This is a genomic window from Rhizobium sp. P2_G2 (assembly GCF_056403555.1).
Window position 1 is genome coordinate 86,648 of sequence record NZ_JBFUFF010000009.1, and the last position, 18,842, is coordinate 105,489.

Sequence of the window (18,842 nt, forward strand, 5' to 3'; positions counted from 1 at the left end):
CCCGTCAGAAAAGCTCTGCATCCATCGCCATGATCGAGACGCAGCCGCCGGCTATGGCGGCCTCGATACCGGCAGCATGCGGCAGCATGCGATCGGCAAAAAAGCGTGCCGTGGCGAGCTTTTGCTGTTTCAGTGGTTCGTCTGCGGCATCGGCAGTGGCCGCCATCTTGGACCACATCCAACCGAAAGAGACGAGCGCGAAAAGCCTGAGATAGTCCGTGGCGGAAGCGCCGGCAAAAGACGGGTCATCGCGCCGGTCGAGTATGAGCGTCGTCGCGCGCTCGAGCCGATCAAGCGCTACGATCGTTGCCCTGGCGACAGGATCGGCGTCGGGCTGCAGGGACGTGGCCGCAAGATCCTCCTTGACGATCGCAAAGAAGCGGAAGGCCAGGTCGCCGTTTTCCATCGGCAGCTTGCGCGCAACCAGGTCCATGGCCTGGACGCCGTTTGTTCCTTCATAGATCTGGGTGATGCGGGCGTCGCGGACAAACTGTTCCGCGCCCGTTTCTCTTATATAGCCGTGGCCGCCGAACACCTGCTGCGCCAGCACGGTTGTCTCGAAGCCGAAATCGGTGAAGGCGGCCTTGACCACCGGGGTCAGCAGAGCCACCAGACCATCGGCGGCCTTGCGTGTTTCACCGTCCGGATGGCGCGTGGCGATATCGATCTGCATGGCCGTCCAGATGGCGAGCGCCCGGGCGGCGTCGGTGAAGCCGCGGCCGGTCATCAGCATCTTGCGGATATCGGCATGTTCGATGATCGGCACCGGTCCGTGCGCGCCGTCGGCGGAGCGTCCCTGCAGGCGCTCGCGGGCATAGTTCGCGGCCTTCTGGTTGGCCGCTTCGGCGAGGCCGAGGCCCTGGATGCCGATGAACAGGCGCTCGGCATTCATCATCGTGAACATGGCGTTGAGGCCGCGCCCGGGCTCGCCGAGCAGCCAGCCGGTAGCCCCGTCATAATTCATTACGCAGGTCGGCTGCGCGTGGATGCCCATCTTGTGTTCGAGCGCGCCGACCGACATGCCGTTGCGCGCGCCCAGGCTGCCATCGTCGCGAACGAGGAATTTCGGCACCAGGAACAGGCTGATGCCTTTGACGCCCTTCGGCGCATCGGGGAGGCGGGCGAGCACCAGATGGATGATGTTGCCGCCAAAATCCTGGTCACCGGAGGAAATGAAGATCTTTGTGCCAGTGATCCTGTAGCTGCCGTCACCGATCGGTTCGGCGCGGGTCGACAGCAGGCCGAGGTCGGTGCCGGCAGAGGCTTCGGTGAGCGCCATGGCGCCGGTCCATTCGCCGGAGATCATCTTCGGCAGATAGGTTTGTTTCTGCGGATCGGAGGCGTGGTGATAGATGGCTTCGACCGCGCCGCGGGTCAGGCCCGGATAGAGGCCGAAGGAGAGGTTGGCGGAGGAGAGCATCTCGTCGAGCAGAATTTGCAGCACACGCGGCAGGCCCTGGCCACCGAATTCGGCAGGGCCGGACAATCCGCTCCAGCCGGCCTCGGCAAAGCTCTTATAGGCTTCGGCAACGCCTTTAGGGGTCGTGACCATGCCGTTTTCCAGGCGGCAACCCTCTTCATCGCCGGGGCGGTTTAGCGGCTCCAGCACGCCGGTGCAGAACTTGCCGGCTTCTTCGAGGATGGAGACGACGAGTTCGGCATTCACGTCCTCGTAGCCGGGGAGCGCTTGCATCTGGCCGTCGAAATCGAGAACATGGTTGAGGAGGAAGGAAATGTCGTCGATGGGGGGATTGTAGGACGCCATCCTGTCTGTTCCTCCTGCTTGCTGATTCGCCGTCTGAGGAGGCGATGATCGAGCATCCTTCGCCTACGGTTTGGCATGTCGTGGCGAGGTTCTTCTGCGAGTCAGGGATAGCACAAAACGGACGATTGTCGAATTCGCCGCTACGATGTCCAGGAATTCGCAGGCTGTGGGATCAGTCTGGCAGCACGATACCAAGCTTGGCCATCGCGCCGCCGTCGATCTTGACGTCGGCACCGGTGATGAAGCGGGCTTTGTCGCTGGCGAGGAAGGCAACGAGTTCAGCCACTTCCTCCGGCCGGCCGACGCGGCTGAGCGGGTGGCCCTTGCCCCATTGGGCAATCATCTCGTCTTGCGTCATGTCGCCCTTGTAGAGGTCCGCGCTCCGGCGCAGCATGGGCGTGTCGATCGAGGCGGGGCAGACGGCGTTGACGGTGATGTTGTCGGCGGCGTGGTCGAGCGCCATGGCGCGCACCAGCGCGTTGATCGCGCCTTTGCTGGCCGTATAGGCGGCGACGCCCGCCTGCGAGGCGTAGGATTGCACCGAGGAAATCGCGACAATGGCGCCGCCGCCACGCTTCTTCATTTCCGGAATGGCATATTTCGCCGCGAGATAGATGCCCTTGAGATTGATGTCGAGCACGTCGTCCCAGACATTTTCGGGCGTGTCGACCACGGTGCCATAGCGCTGGATGCCGGCACAGCAAGCAAGGATGTCGACGCCACCATGGGCGGAGACGGCCGCCTCGACGGCGTGTTGCATGTCGGCTGCATTGCGGACATCGCCGACAAAACCGACCGCCTTGCCATCGATATCTGCAACGGCCCTGTCGATTGAATCCCTGTCGTTAGAGACAATCAGCACCTGACCGCCGGCCTTGGCGAAACGTTCGGCCGTGGCCCGGCCCATGCCCAGGCTGCCGCCGGTGACGATAATGCTCTTGCCGTCGAATTCCATGTCTGGACGCTCCTCCGTGCGGTTGACGCAATTAACGTTTCACCATGCCCGTCCGCCGCCGGCCGCGGACATGATCGCCCGGCAGGATATCGCTGCTAACCATCGGCTTGGCTATTCCCCCATCGCAGCGGCCATCAGTTCCTTCGTGTAATCCATGCATGGATTGCCGAAAATATCTTCAGTATCCCCCTGTTCGACCACTTTGCCGCTCTTCATCACCATGATGTAGTCAGACAGTGCTCGGACCACGGCGAGGTCGTGACTGATGAACAGGTAGGAGAGCTTGTGCCTGGCCTGCAGSTYGCGCAGCAGTTCGACGATCTGYTTCTGSACGGAGCGGTCGAGCGCCGAGGTTGGCTCATCCAGCACCAGGACTTTCGGTTTCAGGATGATGGCGCGGGCGATGGCCAGGCGCTGGCGCTGGCCGCCGGAGAATTCGTGCGGGTAGCGGTTGCGGCTGGACGGGTCGAGCCCGACCTCCGTGAGTGCGTCCACGGCGCGGCGTTCGCGCTCGGCGCGGCTCAGTTGTGGCTCATGAATGAGGAGGCCTTCGGTGATGATTTCGCCCGCGGTCATGCGTGGGGAGAGCGAGCCATAGGGGTCCTGGAAGACCAATTGCAATTCTCTACGCAGCGGTCGCATCTCGGCCTTGTCGGCCCTGGAAATGTCCTTGCCGCGGAAGTGGATCTGGCCGTCGCCGTCAAACAGTCTGAGCAGGATGCGGCCAAGCGTCGACTTGCCGGAGCCGGATTCGCCGACAATGCCGATCGTCTGGCCTTCGCGCAGTTTCAGCGACACTTTGTCGACCGCGGTCAGATATTGCGTGCCCCGGCCGAGAAAGCCGCCGCCATATTTGAACCGGATCGACAGGTTGCGGCCGTCGAGCAGGATCGGTGCGCTGTCCGGCGGCGCGGCCTTGCGGCCGGTCGGTTCGGCGGCGAGCAGCATTTTCGTATAGTCGTGCTGCGGGGCGGAGAAGATTTCGGAGGCCTTGCCGGTCTCGACGACTTCTCCCCGGCGCATCACGGCGACACGATCGGCGAAGCGGCGGACGATGCCGAGATCGTGGCTGATGAAGACGATGGCGAGGCCCAGCCGGGTCTTGAGTTCCTTCAGCAGGTTGAGGATCTGCGCCTGGATGGTGACGTCGAGCGCGGTGGTCGGTTCGTCAGCGATCAGCAGTTCGGGATCGTTGGCGAGCGCCATGGCGATCATCACGCGCTGGCGCTGCCCGCCGGACATTTCGTGCGGATAGGAGCCGAGCCGGCGTTCGGGGTCGGGGATGTGGACGAGTTTCAGGAGTTCGAGGGCGCGTTCGCGCGCCTTGGATTTCGAGACCTTGCGGTGATAGCGGATCGGCTCGGCGATCTGGTCGCCGATCGTGTAGAGCGGGTCGAGCGAGGTCATCGGCTCCTGGAAGATCATCGTCATCTTCACGCCGCGGATGTCGTTGAGCACCTTGACCGRCTGGCCGATCAGTTCCTGGCCGCGATAGCGCGCCGAGCCGGTGACGCGGCCATTGGTGGCGAGCAGGCCCATGACTGCCATCATCGTCTGGCTCTTGCCGGAGCCGGATTCGCCGACAATGGCCAGTGTCTCGCCCTTGGCGACGGAAAGACTGACGCCTTTGACCGCATGGACTTCACCGTCCTCGGAGGCGAAGCGGACGTCGAGTTTGTCGATATTGAGCACATGATCGCCCATGTCAGCGGTCCTTCGGGTCGAATGCGTCGCGAAGGCCGTCGCCGATGAAATTCAGCGCGACGAGGGTGACGACGAAGAAGAGGGAGGGATAGAGCAGCAGCCAGGGGCTGGCCTCGATGGAGCCTGCGCCCTCAGCGATCAGCACGCCCCAACTGGTCAGCGGCTCCTGCACGCCGAGACCGAGGAAGGAGAGAAAACTTTCGAGCAGGATGACCTGTGGAACCAACAGCGTGACGAACACCACGACGGGCCCTATCGTGTTGGGGATGATGTGCCGGCGGATGATTTGGCCGTCGGTGAGGCCCATGGCGACAGCGGCGCCGACGAATTCGCGCCGCTTGATCGCCAGCGTCTGTCCCCGGACGATGCGGGACATGTCGAGCCAGTTGATCGCGCCGATGGCGATGAAGATCAGCACAATATGCCTGCCGAAAAATACGACCAGCATGATGACGAAGAAAACGAAGGGCAGCGAATAGAGAATTTCGACGAAGCGCATCATCACATTATCGACGCGGCCGCCGAGATAGCCCGAAATCGCGCCATAGACGACGCCGATCAGCAGCGAGACGATGGTGGCCATGATGCCAACCAGCAGCGAGATCTGCCCGCCGACCATGATCCGGGCGAGCATGTCGCGGCCGTTGCGGTCGGTGCCGAGCAGGAAATATTGGCCGTTCACCTTGCCGGTCGCGACCGCCGTCTTGCCGTCGGCCGCGATCTCCAGCTTGGCATCGTCGAATTCGTCGGGCCGGTCGAGATAGCGGGTCACACGCGGGTCGATCTTCTTGTCGGTGCTGATCTTGGCTGTGTAAGTCGAGCCGCTGACATCGAAACCGTCGAGTTTCAGGCGGGCATGCTCGACAGCATCCTTCATCACCGACTCCAGCGTATCCTTTTCCGGATAGGGCGAGAGGCTGGGTGGGACGGCGACATAGCTCGGATAGATTTCGGCATAGCCATGCGGGTTGAAATACGGTCCAAAAAAGCAGATCAGTGTCACCAGGAAGAGGACGATCAGGCCCGCGACGGCCGCCTTGTTGCGCTTGAGGCGGATGAGCGCCAGTGCGGTCAGGCTGCGGCCTTTGCCAGCCTCTGTTGGCGGGCGTGTTTCAGGTTGGATCAGGGATGCATTTTCACTCATAGCGCACCCTCGGATCGATGAAGGCGTAGATGATATCGACCAACAGGTTCAGCACGACAATGAACACCGAGATCAGCACCACTGTTCCCATGACCAGCGTATAATCGCGATTGAGCGCGCCGAGGACGAAATAGCGGCCGACGCCGGGCAACGAAAAAATCGTCTCGACGATGATCGAGCCGGTGAGCACCTGGGCTGCCGTCGGGCCGAGATAGGAAATCACCGGCATCAGGCCGGCGCGCAGCGCATGCCGGCCAACGACGCTGGAAAACGGCAGGCCATAGGCGCGGGCAGTGCGCACATGGTCGGTGCGTAGCGCCTCGATCATCGATCCTCTTGTCAGTCGCGCGAATACGGCGAGCTGGGGCAGGGACAGCACGATCACCGGCAAAGCGAGGTTTTGGAAGCTGCCAGAGCCCCAGCCGCCGGTCGGCACAAGCCGTAGCGAGACCGCGAAGATCATCGACAGGATCGGGCCGACGACGAAATTCGGGATCGTATTGCCGAGCGAGGCGAATGCCATCAGGAGATAATCAGGCCAGGAATTCTGGTGCAGCGCCGCATAGACGCCCATGACGATGCCGCCGAGAACAGCGATCGTCAGCGCCCAGGAGCCCAGCGTGATCGAATAAGGCAGCGCCTGCAGGATGAGTTCGGAAACAGTATAGTCCTTGTAGATATAGCTCGGGCCGAAATCGCCGTGCAGGACATTGCCGAGATAGTAGAGATATTGCGCCCAGAGCGGCTGGTCGAGATGATAGACCGCCTTCAGGTTGGCGAGCACCTGTGGCTCCAGGGGACGTTCGAGATTGAACGGCCCGCCGGGTGCAATGCGCACCATGAAGAAGGAGAGGGTGACGACCAGGAAGATCGTCGGCACGGCGGAAAGAAGCCGCACGAAAATGAAACGCAGCATGGGCGCCTCCTCGAATGCGAATAGGCCGATATTCCGCCGTCAACCGGCGGCGGACAGAGGGCCGCACCCACTCCGTTGAGGGATGCAGGCACGGCCCCGACGGATCACTCGATCGAGAGGTATTTGGTCATGTGTTCGTTGACGGTGTTTTCCTCGAAACCCTTGACCTTGTGGTTGACGAGCCAGAGGCTGGCGGAGTTCATCAACGGCGTCACCGAATAGCCCTTGAGCATGATTTCCTCGGCCTGTTCCATGATCTTCATCCGCTTGGCCGGATCGCGCTCCGCATAGGATTGCTTCATCAGGTCGTCGAATTTCGGATCGCTCCAATGACCGTAGTTGAAGGTCTTGTTGCTTGAGAGAAGCAGCGTGAGGAAATTCTCGGGGTCGGCATAGTCGGCGGCCCAGGCGGCACGGGCGACGTCGAATTTGCCGCCTTCCTGCAGGTAGGCGTAGTGCGCCTTCACGTCGAGGTTCTGCGTCGTGACATTGGCGCCGATCGCCTTCCACATATCGGCGACGGCGATCGCCACCTTCTTGTGGTTCTCATTGGTGTTGTAGCGGATGTCGATGTTGAGCGGCTTGCCGCCCTCGCCATAGCCGGCCTCCTTCAGCAGCGCCTTGGCGGCGTCCTCACGGTCAAGCTGGTCCATGTCGGCGATTTCCGACTTCGGCTGGGTATAGCCCTGAATGCCGGGCGGAACGAGATTGTAGGTCGGCAGCTGGGCGCCGCCATAGATCTTCTCGGCCAGGAAATTGCGGTCGACCGCCATGGACAGCGCCTTGCGCACGCGCACGTCGCTGAACGGCTCATGCCGGCCGTCGAACACATAATAATAAGTCGAAAGCGCCGGGCTGGCATAGACATGCTCGTTGCTCAGCTTCTTCTTGAGGAAGTCGCGCTGGTCGGCAGGATAATTGTAGACGAGGTCGAGTTCGCCATTCTCGAAGGCGCGTTCGGTCGCGGACTGATCCTCCGAAGGGTTATAGATCACCTTGTCGATCTTCACATTCGCCGCATCCCAGTAATAGGGGTTCTTGACGGCGGTGATGTGGTCGTTGGCGACATATTCGGTCAGCATATAGGCGCCGTTGGAGACCATCTTGCCGGGCTTGGTGAAATCCTTGCCATATTTGTCGATGCTCGCCTTGTTGACGGGGATCGCGGTGTAATGGACCAGCAGCTGGAGGAAATAGGGAGTGGGACGTTCGAGCGTGATTTCCAGCGTCTTGTCGTTGACTGCCTTAAGGCCGAGGTCGGAGGCCTTTGCCTTTTTCGAATTGAACGGCTCGGCATTCTTGATCGGGAAGAGGATATTGGCATAGCCGGCCGCCGTGGCGGGATCGAGAAGGCGGGTCATCGAATAGACGAAGTCGGACGCCGTCACCGGCGAACCATCGGACCATTTGGCGTTGTCGCGGATCTTGAACGTGTAGACCGTACCGTCGTCGGAGATCTTCCAGCTTTCCGCTGTGCCCGGAATGACATTGCCCTTGGCGTCATAGACGGTCAGGCCCTCCGAGAGGTCGCGGACGATAAAGCCTTCGATATCGATCGAGATTTGCGCCTGGTCTAGCGATTGCGGCTCGCCGCCATTGCCACGGTGGATGACCGTTTCGGCGAGGGCCGGAAGGGCGATCGCTGCCAGCAGGGCGCCGGTGAGGACTGCAAGTCTGAAGTTTTTCATCGATGGTTGGACGCTCATTTTTAGCTCCTTTTTATTCCGCCAGTTTCCCCTCTGACGAGTTGCGAGACTATTGGCTCGCTGCGAAAATGCAAACGAATTGCTATGAGGCGAACAGGGACAATTGCCGGATGAGGTGAAGACGACGACCGGCAGACATTGTCGTAGGGCGATCGTCGTTGCTATATATGATCAGTAGCCCATACATTTGCCGGAACGCCACCGGCACCGGGTTTTGCAAGCGCAGGAGCATCACATTGACCGAGACATCCGAATACGTCCCCCCGAAAGTCTGGACCTGGAACAAGGCCAGCGGAGGCCAGTTCGCCAATATCAACCGGCCGATTGCTGGTCCGACGCATGACAAGGAATTGCCGGTCGGCCGCCATCCGTTGCAGCTCTATTCGCTGGCCACGCCGAATGGCGTCAAAGTCACGATCATGCTTGAGGAACTGCTTGCGGCCGGCCATACCGGTGCCGAATATGACGCCTGGCTGATCAAGATCGGCGATGGCGAGCAGTTCGGCAGCGGCTTCGTTGGGGTCAATCCGAATTCAAAGATCCCGGCGCTGATGGATCATAGCGGCCCCGAACCGATCCGCGTTTTCGAATCGGGTTCGATTCTGATGTATCTCGCGGAAAAATTCGACGCTTTCTTCCCCACCGAGATCAAGGCCCGGACGGAAGCGCGCAACTGGCTGTTCTGGCAGATGGGCAGCGCGCCCTATCTCGGCGGCGGCTTTGGGCATTTCTATGCCTATGCGCCGATGAAGAATGAATATGCGATCGACCGTTTCTCCATGGAGGTCAAGCGCCAGCTCGATGTGCTCGACAAGCGGCTCGCCGAAGCCGAATATCTGGCCGGCAGCGAATATTCGATCGCCGATATGGCGGTCTGGCCCTGGTATGGCGGCTTGGTGAAGGGTTGGCAGTATGGCGACTCCGCCACCTTCCTGTCGGTTCATGAATACGAACATATCCAGCGCTGGGCCGAGCAGATTTTTGAGCGCCCGGCCGTCCAGCGCGGCCGCATGGTCAACCGCATGTCGGGGGAGCTTTCGAGCCAGCTGCGCGAACGCCATGACGCGAGCGATTTCGAGACGAAGACGCAGGACAAGCTCGAGAGCGCTGCCTGATTTTTCAGGTTTGAAACGAGAGCGGCGGAGGCGATCCGCCGTTCTACCGCTCAATTCCCAGATGGCTCAGGCCGGCGTATCTTCGACATCGGCTTCCGGCCGGTCGCCGCCATCGGCATGTTCATAATGCCATTCGCCGTTCTTGTCCTGATAGGAGATTTCCGTGGGCTCGCCGCCGACCTGCTGTTCGAGCGCGACGAGGCGTGCTCGCCGGATCGCTTCGTTATGCGTCGCGAAGGCTTCGGAGTAGACGTCGCCGAGCTTATAGGCCCAGCCGCCATCGTGCTGGACGATATGGTAGGTGACCTTGGTCATGCTGCGCTCCCTTGCTGATTTGGACGATTTTTCACCGGCAAGCCGCCGGGCGTCAACCGCAGCGGTTGTTGAAACGTCTATTTTTTAAGGCAAATGCGCCGAGGCACCGTAAAAGTGGAGCGGCCAACTATTGGCTTGCCGCGGAAATCACCCGCGGGGAGATCCGCTCCGCGGGTTGCTAGTGCAGCACGCCCCAGGCCGCATCCCAGCGGACATCTTCCCGTAACTCGATGTAAATTGGCGCATTCGGATCGTTGACCTGCTTGTTTTCAGCAAGGCGCAATGCCGTCTGCACTTCCAGCTCTTCGCTTGGCAGGATGGCTTCCCTTTCATCGGCTTCGACCTCGCGGATGAAGYCGCGGATCTGGCCGTCGGAATTATAGAGGCGCACGACAATGGCGCCGACCGGCACAAGGCTCTTCTGGTAGCGTTCATAACTGTGCATGTCTTCCTCCTATGCGGGGAGGAAACCGTGCCGCTCATGGAAAGTTCCGCCTTCCGTCACCCGCCGGGCGCGGCGGGCGGATCCGGGCTGCCGGCATGAAATCGCAGGCGTCCGCCCGAAAGCGAAAGCGGAAACTGGCCATGACGCAGGAGGTAACGCAGCGCCACCAGAGCCGCGACGAAACCGCCCGCCGCGGCGACTGACAGTGCCCAGCGCGGGCCGTATGTGTCTGCCACCCAGCCGACGATCGGGGCCCCGATCGGCGTGCCGCCCAGGGCGACGGCGAGGCGGATCGCCATGACGCGGCCGCGCATATATGGCTCCGTCGAGAGCTGCATCAGCGCGTTGGAGGAATTGGTCAGTGTCAGCGCCGAGATCCCGATCAGGACGAGGGCGGCGCCGAAGAGGTAATAATTCGGCATGACGGCGGCGAGCGCGCATCCCGACCCGAACAGCAGTGCGCCGCCCATCAGCAGCGCCATGTAAGGCTTTTCCCGCCGGGCAGCGAGGAGGGCGGCAGTGACCGTGCCGATTGCCATGACCGAGTAGAGCACGCCATACCGGCTTGGCCCGACATGGAAGACGACCACCGACATAGTTGATATGAAGATCGGGAAATTCAGGCCGAACGTGCCGATCAGAAACAGCATGATCAGGATCGTTCTCAGGTCATCGCGGTGCGCCACATAGCGGAAACCCTCGGTGAAGCCTGCCGCACGCCCGGCCGCCCGGCCGCCTTGATGCAGTTCGTTCTTGCGCAAAAGGAAGAGCGAGGCCAGGACGGCGACAAAGGAAAGACCGTTGAGCAGGAAACTCCAGCCAGTGCCGACAGTGCCGATGACGATGCCGGCCACGGCGGGGCCGATCATGCGGGCTGAATTGAACGAGGTGGAGTTCAGCGCCACGGCATTCGGTAGATCCCCGTCGCCGACGAGATCGGAGACGAATACTTGCCGTGCTGGTGCATCGAAAGCGGAGGTGCAGCCGAACAGGAATGCGAAGACGTAGACATGCCAGAGCTGCACCAGACCGCTGACGGTCAGCAGGCCGAGGGCGATGGCGAGCCCCGCCATCGTCGCTTGTGTCACCATGATCAGCCGGCGGCGGTCGAAATAGTCGGCGGCGACGCCGGTCAGTGGCAGGCAGAGGAATTGCGGGCCGAATTGCAGCGCCATGACGATGCCGACGGCCGAGGCATTGTTATGGGTGAGCTCGGTCAGGACCAGCCAGTCCTGCGAGGTGCGCTGCATCCAGGTGCCGATATTGGAGACGATCGCGCCGCTCGCCCAGATGCGGTAATTGCGGTTGTTGAGGGAGCGGAACATGCCGTTGAACATGTCCGTCAAATCCCGATGGTGCAGTGAATGGGGGTCATTTCCGGTCCGAGTCCGCCAGGCGGTTGAGGAGGGCGATGGCGTCAATGACCCGCTGCTGCTCTGCATCGGAAAGTTCGGTGAGGATCGTACGGTGCAGCCAGTCCTGGCGGGCGGCGCGGCCGTCGCTGATCCACGCCATGCAGTCCGGCGTCAATGACAGGATGGTCTGGCGGCCATCGTCGGGATCGGGGGCGCCGGTGATCAAGCCAGCACTTTGCAGTGCCGCCGTGGTCGCGCCCATCGATTGCGGCCGCATGTTTTCGGCCTTGGCAAGCGCCGTCACCGTTGCCGGCCCATCACGGTAGAGGCGGCGCAAAACTGCGGCCTGCGATCGTGTCAAATCGCCCAGCGATGCCTGTTCGCGCAGCCGCTGCCGGAATTTGCCGATCAGCATATGCAGTTCGCCGGCAAGCTGCGATGCCAGCGTGTCATCCACTGTGGTCGAAAGCTCTTCCATCGGCAAGCTCATATATGAAGGTAAACTGTGTAGTTTGCCTTCATATATGAGCGGATGGCGTCGAACGTCAATGCGACGAATTGGTTGCGGCCGTAGCGCAATCTTGTCAGAGAGTGAATGGCAGAAAGCCAACTGTGCCGGACAGGCTTTCGCCCGGTTCGAGAACATGGCCGCCGAATAGATCGCCGCTGCGGCGGTTCATGCGGTTGAACGCATCCGGGGCGTGGCTTTGCGGCTCCAAGCAGAAGAATGGCTTTGTCGGGTCAGCGTAAAGCATCAGGTGCCCGAAGACCGGATCGGCTTCGATCACAAGCCCGAGCCCGGTTTCCGGAAAACGGATCTCCGCCTTGCCGTCCCAGCCGCCATAGTCGTTGTTGTGCCAGGTGTCCGGCAACGGACGGTGGGCGGCAAAATCGAGTTCGGGTGGCGTTGCGATCACTTCGGTGACGAGGTGGTCAGGGCCTTCCATGAAGAAATGGCTGGAGCGGAAGGCGAGGTCTGTCCCGGCGCTACGCGGGAACCACGGATGCAGGCCGAAGCCGAAGGGCATGGCGAGTCCGCCATGATTGGTCATGCGCATCGTTATCGTGAGGCCATCCGGCGAAAGCTCGAAATGCTGGGTCGCGTCGTAGGAATAGGGTTCTTCCGGGGCGATATGGTCGAGACTGAGCAATACGCCGCTCCCCTCGCGCTGCGCCTGCCATGCGGATTTCCAGCCATCGCCGTGCGAGGCCAGCGGGTCGGGTGGATTGTTGGGAGAGAAATCCCATCGCCGTCCGCCGAATTCGAATGCGTTGCCGGCGATGCGGTTGACATAGGGCAGCATTGGAAACATGGCCGCGCCCAGCACATTGCCGGCCTCCAAATCCACCCGCGAAAAAGGCCGCATCAGATCGATACCACCGTGCCGGAAATAGGCCAGGCTGCCGCCGATTGCCGGCGCCAGCCCGATCGTCAGCGGTCCAGCAGAGAGTTCGATGAGTTCAGAATGTGCGTCCACGGTCCCGATGGGTTCCTTTTTTCGGCGGCAGAGCGAAGCTGAGGTCCTACTACGATTCGGGGCAGCAAACAGGCAGACCTAACGTGAAGGCCGGATTTCACGGCATCGCAAGATGAAGGTGCCGCGCGAGCGCATCGAGGATAAGTGCCTGGCCCTTCAGGATTTTCGATCTCGCCTGGGTAAGGTCGAACCAGCTGGCGCGATCGACCTCGGGGAAGTCTTGCATGCGCCCGGACTTTGGCGGCCACTCCATCTGAAACACGTTGCTGACGATGGCCGAGACATCGAAATCCGCCTCCACCGCCCAGGCGACGACGATCTTGCCGCCCGGCTGCTTATATTCACCAAGCGGCTTGAAGGTGCCATCGACTGCAACACCGATCTCCTCTCGAGTCTCGCGCCGGGCGGCGGCCAGTTCGTCTTCGCCGTCTTCCACCAGGCCCTTCGGGATCGACCAGGCACCGTCGTCCTTCTTCACCCAGAACGGACCGCCGGGATGGACGAGAAGGACGTCCGGCCCGTCCGGTCTGTGACGATAGATCAGAAGACCAGCGCTGCGTTTGGCCATTTCAGGGTTCCGTTGCGGGAGACGTGGCGACTGTTGCCATTAGTTGTCCGGACGATAGGCAATCCTGTAGCTCTGGCAAGTGGATATGCCGTGAGTCGTAGAACCGTCGGAGGGATCATTGGGAAAGACGTCGCTGCCGGTGCCGATTTCGAAAGCGCGTGCGATCTGGATCGCGGCGCAGAAGCTCGATGTCGAGGAGCCGTTCGGGGCTGGGCCGGAGGCGGTGCGGCGCACGGTCGAGCATCTCGGCTATGTGCAGATCGATACGATCAACGTCATCGAGCGCAGTCATCACCACATTCTCTATTCCCGCATCCCGCGCTATCGCCGCGAGGATCTGGAAGAGGCGCAATCGAACGAAAAATCCGTGTTCGAATATTGGACGCATGCGCTGGCCTACGTTCCTTCGCCCGACTATCGCTATTTCATCCCGGCGATGAAGGAGTACCGGAAAGATCCAGGCCGCTATCTCCAAGTTGATCCCAAGGATTACAAGGCGCTGATCAAACGCATTCGCGACGAGGGCGCGCTCTCCATCCGCGACATCGAAGACGACGTACTGGAAGAGAAGATGCATCTCTGGGCCAGCCGCAAGCCGTCGAAGCGGGCGCTGCAATTCGGCTTCTACACCGGCGATCTTGTGATCGGCAAGCGCACCGGCATGCTCAAAACCTATGAGTTGACCGACCGGCATTTCGGTTGGGCCGAGCGGCCGAAGCCGGCCAGCGACACCGATTATGCGAAATATCTGCTCGCCCGGGCGCTCAGATCACAGGGCGTGGTCAGCCTCGATTCGATCTGCTATGGCGACGTCAAGTGGAAGGCGAACGTGATGCCGCTGATCAATGGTGCTTTGCGGCGCAAGGATCTCGTGCCTGTCCAAGTCGATCCATTGGCAAAAGTACCGCATTGGGTGTCGCCCGAACTGCTCGATGCGCCGCCCCAATCCCCGAACCCGGCGACGGTGCATATTCTCTCGCCATTCGACCCGTTGATCATCCAGCGCAAGCGGCTGCAAATGCTGTTCAATTATGAGCACCGTTTCGAAGCCTATGTGCCGGCCGACAAACGCGTGCTCGGTTATTTCGCGCTGCCGGTGCTTGCCGGCGACGAGATCGTCGCTGCCATCGATCTGAAGATGGACCGCAAGAACGGCAGATTGCAGCAGCAGAAATGGACCTGGTTCGTCGATGACAGACGGGAGGGACTAAAGCCCGCAATCGAGCGGGCGCTGGAGCGTTTCGAGACTTTTCAAGCCGGAGCGCCGGTGGCTGGATTTCAGTCCGAATCCAGTTCCGGATAGTGACGAAAGATTCCATCCTCGTTGAACGCCAGTCGCCGCGGTGAAGCGAGGTAAGCGGCAATGTTCTTGCGTTCCTTGACCCTGTCGTGAAGGGCAACAAGCAATGGGTAATCCTTGGACGCGCCTCGCATTGCCTTGGGGAAGGCATAGCGCAGGCCCTCGATGATCTGGAACAGCGACAGGTCGACATAGGTCAGCGCATCGCCGGTGACATGCTTCTGGCCGGATGGGTTCTGCTCCAGCACGCGCTCGAAATAGCCGAGGAATTTCGGGATGCGCTCCTCGATGAAGGTGGTCGAGCGTGCCTTGGCCGCGTCCTTCTGGTCTTCGTAATAAAGCGACGTGGCGATCGGGTGATGGGTATCATGCACCTCGGCGACAAAGTCGGTGATTGTCAGCTGCAGGCCGTTGGTGATGTAGCGCAGCTTCTCGTCCTTCGGCGCGAGGCCCAGTTTCGGGCCGAGATAGAGCAGGATGTTGGCGACATGCGAGATGATCAGGTCGCCATCCCTGAGGAAGGGCGGAGCGAAGGGGATATGCGCCTCGGCTTTGCTCTTCATCAGGTTCATCATTGCGCCGGTGCCGCGTCCTGAGCCGCTTTCGCGGGTCATGTCGACATAGCCGGCGCCGGCCTCTTCGAGTGCCAATCGCACGAATTCGCCGCGGCCCTGGATGCCGTCCCAGTAGTAGAGCTCGTAGGTCATCGGATATCCTCGTTGATGTCGGTCGCAGCATAGTCCAGGTCACGGCCCGGAACTATCCTTATGGTAACGGCAGAGAAGCGTAGGAGGTTCGATCATGCGGTTCAAGGACAGGGTGGTGCTGGTCACCGGCGGCAATTCCGGCATCGGTCGGGGAATCGTGCACTATTTCGTCGGCGAGGGCGCGCGCGTGGTCTTTGCCGGTCGTGACGAGGCCAAGGGGCTCGCCGTCGAGACTGAGATTCGAGCCATGGGCGGGCAGGGGCGGTTCCTGCCATGTGATCTGGCCGTCGAAGCGGACGTGGCGCGGCTGATCGGGGCTGTCACTGATTGGGGTGGGCGGCTCGACGTGCTGGTCAACAATGCTGGCGTCGGTTCGCGGCGATCGGGGATTGTCCCCGAGGACGGCCCCGGCCAGCGCTGGGACAAGCTGCGCGGCCCCAATCTCGACTCGACCTATTTCGCTTCGTCCTACGCGCTGCCGGTGATGAAAGCGGGTGGCAGCGGAGCAATCGTCAACATTTCTTCGACAGCGACCCTGCACGGCAATTGGGGTCTCTATTGTGTCGCCAAGGCCGCTGTGGAGGCGCTGACGCGGTCGCTCGCGGTCGAGGCTGCACCGCACGGTATTCGCGCCAATTGCGTCAGCCCCGGCTGGATCGCCACCGACATGGATGCGGCGGAAAACCCGGCCGGCACGGCTTCCGGCGACTGGGAACTGCCGCCCGGCGTGCTCAATCGCATGGGCTCGCCAAAGGAGATCGCCGCGGCCGTCGCCTTCCTTGCCAGCGACGAGGCCTCGTTCGTCACCGGCCAGACGCTGGTGGTCGATGGCGGGCTCTCGATCCTCGACCATACCTCGCTCAAACTCCTGGAAAAGCGCGGTTCGGCGCTGTTTTCCGGAAAGGTTTGAGGCAGCTCAGGCCTTGAAAACATCCTTATAGGTGTCGCGCAGCATGTTCTTCTGCACCTTGCCCATCGTGTTGCGCGGCAGGTCGGTGACGAAGGCTGTGAAGCGCGGTTGCTTGTAGCGCGCGAGCTTGTCGGCGAGGGCGGCGGTAACAGCCTTTTCGTCGATTGTGCTGCCGGGTGCGCGCACGATCACGGCGGCCACTGCCTCGCCGAGATCGGGATGCGGCAGGCCGATCACGGCGCTTTCGATGACGCCTGGCAGGCTGTCGAGTTCGGTCTCGACCTCCTTGGGATAGACGTTGAAGCCGCCGGCGATGATCAGGTCCTTGCCGCGACCGACGATCTGCAGATAGCCGCGCTGATCGATCGTGCCGAGGTCGCCGGTAATGAAGAAGCCATCGGGGCGGAATTCGCTCGCGGTCTTTTCCGGCATCCGCCAATAGCCCTTGAAGACATTGGGGCCGCGCACCTCGACCATACCGATCTCGCCAGCCGCGACCGGAGTGCCGGTCTCCGGATCGACGGTGCGGATCTCCGTGCCGGGCAGCGGCATGCCGACCGTACCCGCAATGCGATCGCCGTCATAGGGGTTCGACGTATTCATATTGGTTTCGGTCATGCCGTAGCGTTCGAGAATGGTGTGGCCGGTCTTTTCGCGCCAGGCGTTGAATGTCTCGGTCAGCAGCGGCGCCGAACCGGAAATGAAGACGCGCATGTGCCGCACCGCTTCCGGCGACAGGTCCGGCTCCCTCAGCAGGCGGACATAGAAGGTCGGCACGCCCATCAGTGCCGTGGCATGCGGCATGGCGGCCATGATCTCGGCTGGGTCGAAGCGCGTCTGGAAGATCAGCGAGGCGCCGGCGAACAGCGTGACATTGATCGCCACGAACAGGCCATGCGTGTGGAAGATCGGCAGTGAATGGATCAGCACGTCTTCCGGCGTGAAATGCCAGAGTTTGACCAGCGCCTCGGCATTGGAGGCGAGATTGTCATGCGTGATCATCGCGCCCTTCGGCCGGCCTGTCGTGCCGGAGGTGTAGAGGATCGCGGCGAGATCGTCCGGACCGCGAGCGACGTCGTCTGTGCGTGGCGCAGTTTGTGCGAGGTCGATGAGCGAGCCACCGTCGGCTCCGAGTGTTTCGACTTTCGCGCCGGCGGCGATGCCGCGGATTTCTTCTTCCCGGCCTGGGGCGCAGACGAACAGGCGAGGTTCCGCATCGCCGCAGAAATAGCTCAGTTCCGAGAGCGTATAGCCGGTGTTGAGCGGCAAGAGTACGGCACCGCTGCGCAGGCAGGCGAGGTAGAGCGCGATGACCTCCGGCGTCTTTTCCACCTGCACCGCGATCCGGTCGCCCGGCGCGACGCCGAGCGCTTTCAGCGCCCCGGCGAAAGCGGCCGATTGCTCCAACAGGTCGCGATAGAGGATCTGCTCGTCGCCGACGAAGGCGAAGGGTTTTTCCAGCGACGGGATGGCGGCGCGGATTCGGTCGAACATATGATTGGCCACGGATTTCCTCACGGCAACGCTGACGTCTCTACCGTCAGGCAATGCGATGGCCGCCGGGAATTTGCAAGACCGTGCACCATGCCACCACAGATTTTGCTGCAGCCGCCGGCCTCGATTGATGACGGTTCGAGGTGCCTGTTTACCGTTCCTTATGGAATGCGAGCTATCCCTATCATTGCGTATTGCGTCGGATATGGCGCCTGCAAGTACCCTGCGTCAGGCGCCATATCAGCCATCCCCTTGCCGCTCAGGCGACGAGCAAGTGCGTCCTTCGATTCGCGTTTTCGGCTTCGTTCGACATCTCAAAGACGTCTTTTCCCAACCTGTTGAATCGCTTGGCGACGTCGGTTGACACGCTGATTCAAGATTTGTCGCGGGACACAAGCAACTGGCAACGCCCGCAGCACACCCTGGCGCAGAGCGCGCATTCCACACAATTCACGAAGAAATGAACAGATGCGAGCGGTTCACTCCGGCGAGCGGAATCGGAACCATGAACGGAGGCGAAGCATGGCGGCGTCCCGGGCGGCCAACAACAGATTGCGCACGAAAACGACGCGATCTATGCCCCATTTGAACCAGGCATAGGTCAGAAGCTTGTCCCGGCCGGCATGATAGATACGCTCGACGATCAGGAAGCTGACGAGATAGGCGAGTGCCATCAGGACTACGCCGCTGACCACCATGCCGATGGCCATGAGATAGACGGCAAACACTTTCAGCGGTTCGGCGACGATAAACGGTACGGCAAAGAACACCAGGATCAGAAACCGCGGCAGTGTCGCGATCCAGGCCTCGAAGCGGTGCATCACGGTGAGGCTGGCGAACCAGTTGAGCAGCGGACGGTAAAGCGGCCGCGCCACCGCGTCGACCATCAGGATGATGGCCGCGAAGATTTCGAACAGCCACATCAATATGCGCATGATGAGATTTTTCGTCTGGGGTTGGTTCAC

General features: G+C 61.4%; 18 protein-coding genes. 3 read left to right on the forward strand and 15 right to left on the reverse strand.

All coding sequences use genetic code 11. The features are described from left to right. Window positions 1-4: 4 nt before the first annotated feature. The 6 genes from AC1D06_RS10220 to AC1D06_RS10245 all read right to left on the reverse strand — a co-directional run bounded on the left by AC1D06_RS10220 (window position 5) and on the right by AC1D06_RS10245 (window position 8,190). Window positions 5-1,765, reverse strand: a complete 1,761-nt coding sequence (locus AC1D06_RS10220; protein ID WP_477986121.1) for an acyl-CoA dehydrogenase C-terminal domain-containing protein — start codon at window positions 1,763-1,765, stop codon at window positions 5-7. A gap of 172 nt (window positions 1,766-1,937) precedes the next feature. Further along, a complete protein-coding gene (locus tag AC1D06_RS10225) occupies window positions 1,938-2,720 on the reverse strand; it encodes an SDR family NAD(P)-dependent oxidoreductase (protein WP_477986122.1) in 783 nt (260 codons plus the stop codon). 111 nt (window positions 2,721-2,831) lie between these two features. Continuing rightward, the gene (locus tag AC1D06_RS10230; RefSeq protein WP_477986124.1) at window positions 2,832-4,424 is read right to left on the reverse strand and encodes an ABC transporter ATP-binding protein; all 1,593 of its coding nucleotides are present in this window, start codon (window positions 4,422-4,424) and stop codon (window positions 2,832-2,834) included. A 1-nt stretch (window position 4,425) separates the two neighbouring features. Beyond that, window positions 4,426-5,568 (reverse strand): ABC transporter permease, encoded by a 1,143-nt coding sequence (locus AC1D06_RS10235; RefSeq protein WP_477986125.1) that lies wholly within the window; start codon window positions 5,566-5,568, stop codon window positions 4,426-4,428. Then, window positions 5,561-6,484 (reverse strand): ABC transporter permease, encoded by a 924-nt coding sequence (locus tag AC1D06_RS10240; RefSeq protein WP_477986126.1) that lies wholly within the window; start codon window positions 6,482-6,484, stop codon window positions 5,561-5,563. Before AC1D06_RS10240 ends, AC1D06_RS10235 begins: the two co-directional genes overlap by 8 nt. A gap of 104 nt (window positions 6,485-6,588) precedes the next feature. Next, window positions 6,589-8,190 carry a peptide ABC transporter substrate-binding protein gene (locus AC1D06_RS10245; protein WP_477986127.1) on the reverse strand — a complete coding sequence of 534 codons (1,602 nt, stop codon included), beginning with the start codon at window positions 8,188-8,190 and terminating at the stop codon, window positions 6,589-6,591. Between the two features lie 236 nt (window positions 8,191-8,426). On the opposite strand from AC1D06_RS10245, the gene yghU reads away from it, so the two are divergent. Continuing rightward, window positions 8,427-9,305, forward strand: coding sequence for a glutathione-dependent disulfide-bond oxidoreductase (yghU, locus tag AC1D06_RS10250; RefSeq protein WP_477877860.1), 879 nt, complete (start codon window positions 8,427-8,429; stop codon window positions 9,303-9,305). A gap of 66 nt (window positions 9,306-9,371) precedes the next feature. Here yghU and AC1D06_RS10255 read toward each other — a convergent pair whose 3' ends face one another. The 6 genes from AC1D06_RS10255 to AC1D06_RS10280 all read right to left on the reverse strand — a co-directional run bounded on the left by AC1D06_RS10255 (window position 9,372) and on the right by AC1D06_RS10280 (window position 13,466). Continuing rightward, window positions 9,372-9,620, reverse strand: a complete 249-nt coding sequence (locus AC1D06_RS10255; RefSeq protein WP_477877859.1) for a DUF2188 domain-containing protein — start codon at window positions 9,618-9,620, stop codon at window positions 9,372-9,374. A 178-nt stretch (window positions 9,621-9,798) separates the two neighbouring features. After that, complete coding sequence (locus AC1D06_RS10260; RefSeq protein ID WP_477986129.1) at window positions 9,799-10,065, reverse strand: hypothetical protein; 267 nt, start codon at window positions 10,063-10,065, stop codon at window positions 9,799-9,801. Between the two features lie 56 nt (window positions 10,066-10,121). After that, the gene (locus AC1D06_RS10265) at window positions 10,122-11,402 is read right to left on the reverse strand and encodes an MFS transporter (protein WP_477986130.1); all 1,281 of its coding nucleotides are present in this window, start codon (window positions 11,400-11,402) and stop codon (window positions 10,122-10,124) included. Window positions 11,403-11,436: 34 nt separating this feature from the next. Continuing rightward, the gene (locus AC1D06_RS10270; protein ID WP_477986132.1) at window positions 11,437-11,898 is read right to left on the reverse strand and encodes a MarR family winged helix-turn-helix transcriptional regulator; all 462 of its coding nucleotides are present in this window, start codon (window positions 11,896-11,898) and stop codon (window positions 11,437-11,439) included. A 106-nt stretch (window positions 11,899-12,004) separates the two neighbouring features. Beyond that, complete coding sequence (locus AC1D06_RS10275; RefSeq protein WP_477986133.1) at window positions 12,005-12,898, reverse strand: aldose 1-epimerase; 894 nt, start codon at window positions 12,896-12,898, stop codon at window positions 12,005-12,007. 97 nt (window positions 12,899-12,995) lie between these two features. Next, complete coding sequence (locus AC1D06_RS10280; protein WP_477986134.1) at window positions 12,996-13,466, reverse strand: NUDIX hydrolase; 471 nt, start codon at window positions 13,464-13,466, stop codon at window positions 12,996-12,998. Window positions 13,467-13,584: 118 nt separating this feature from the next. On the opposite strand from AC1D06_RS10280, the gene AC1D06_RS10285 reads away from it, so the two are divergent. Then, window positions 13,585-14,769: a winged helix-turn-helix domain-containing protein gene (locus AC1D06_RS10285; protein ID WP_477986135.1), complete on the forward strand. Its 1,185-nt coding sequence runs from the start codon at window positions 13,585-13,587 to the stop codon at window positions 14,767-14,769. On the opposite strand, the gene AC1D06_RS10290 is transcribed toward AC1D06_RS10285, so the two are convergent. Continuing rightward, window positions 14,745-15,473, reverse strand: a complete 729-nt coding sequence (locus tag AC1D06_RS10290) for a glutathione S-transferase (protein ID WP_477986136.1) — start codon at window positions 15,471-15,473, stop codon at window positions 14,745-14,747. The genes AC1D06_RS10285 and AC1D06_RS10290 overlap by 25 nt on opposite strands. 94 nt (window positions 15,474-15,567) lie before the next feature. Here AC1D06_RS10290 and AC1D06_RS10295 point away from each other — a divergent pair, with 94 nt between their 5' ends. Continuing rightward, a complete protein-coding gene (locus AC1D06_RS10295; RefSeq protein WP_477986137.1) occupies window positions 15,568-16,383 on the forward strand; it encodes an SDR family NAD(P)-dependent oxidoreductase in 816 nt (271 codons plus the stop codon). A 6-nt stretch (window positions 16,384-16,389) separates the two neighbouring features. Here AC1D06_RS10295 and AC1D06_RS10300 read toward each other — a convergent pair whose 3' ends face one another. Next, window positions 16,390-17,889: a malonate--CoA ligase gene (locus tag AC1D06_RS10300; protein ID WP_477986178.1), complete on the reverse strand. Its 1,500-nt coding sequence runs from the start codon at window positions 17,887-17,889 to the stop codon at window positions 16,390-16,392. Window positions 17,890-18,356: 467 nt separating this feature from the next. Continuing rightward, a complete protein-coding gene (locus tag AC1D06_RS10305; protein WP_477986138.1) occupies window positions 18,357-18,842 on the reverse strand; it encodes a hypothetical protein in 486 nt (161 codons plus the stop codon).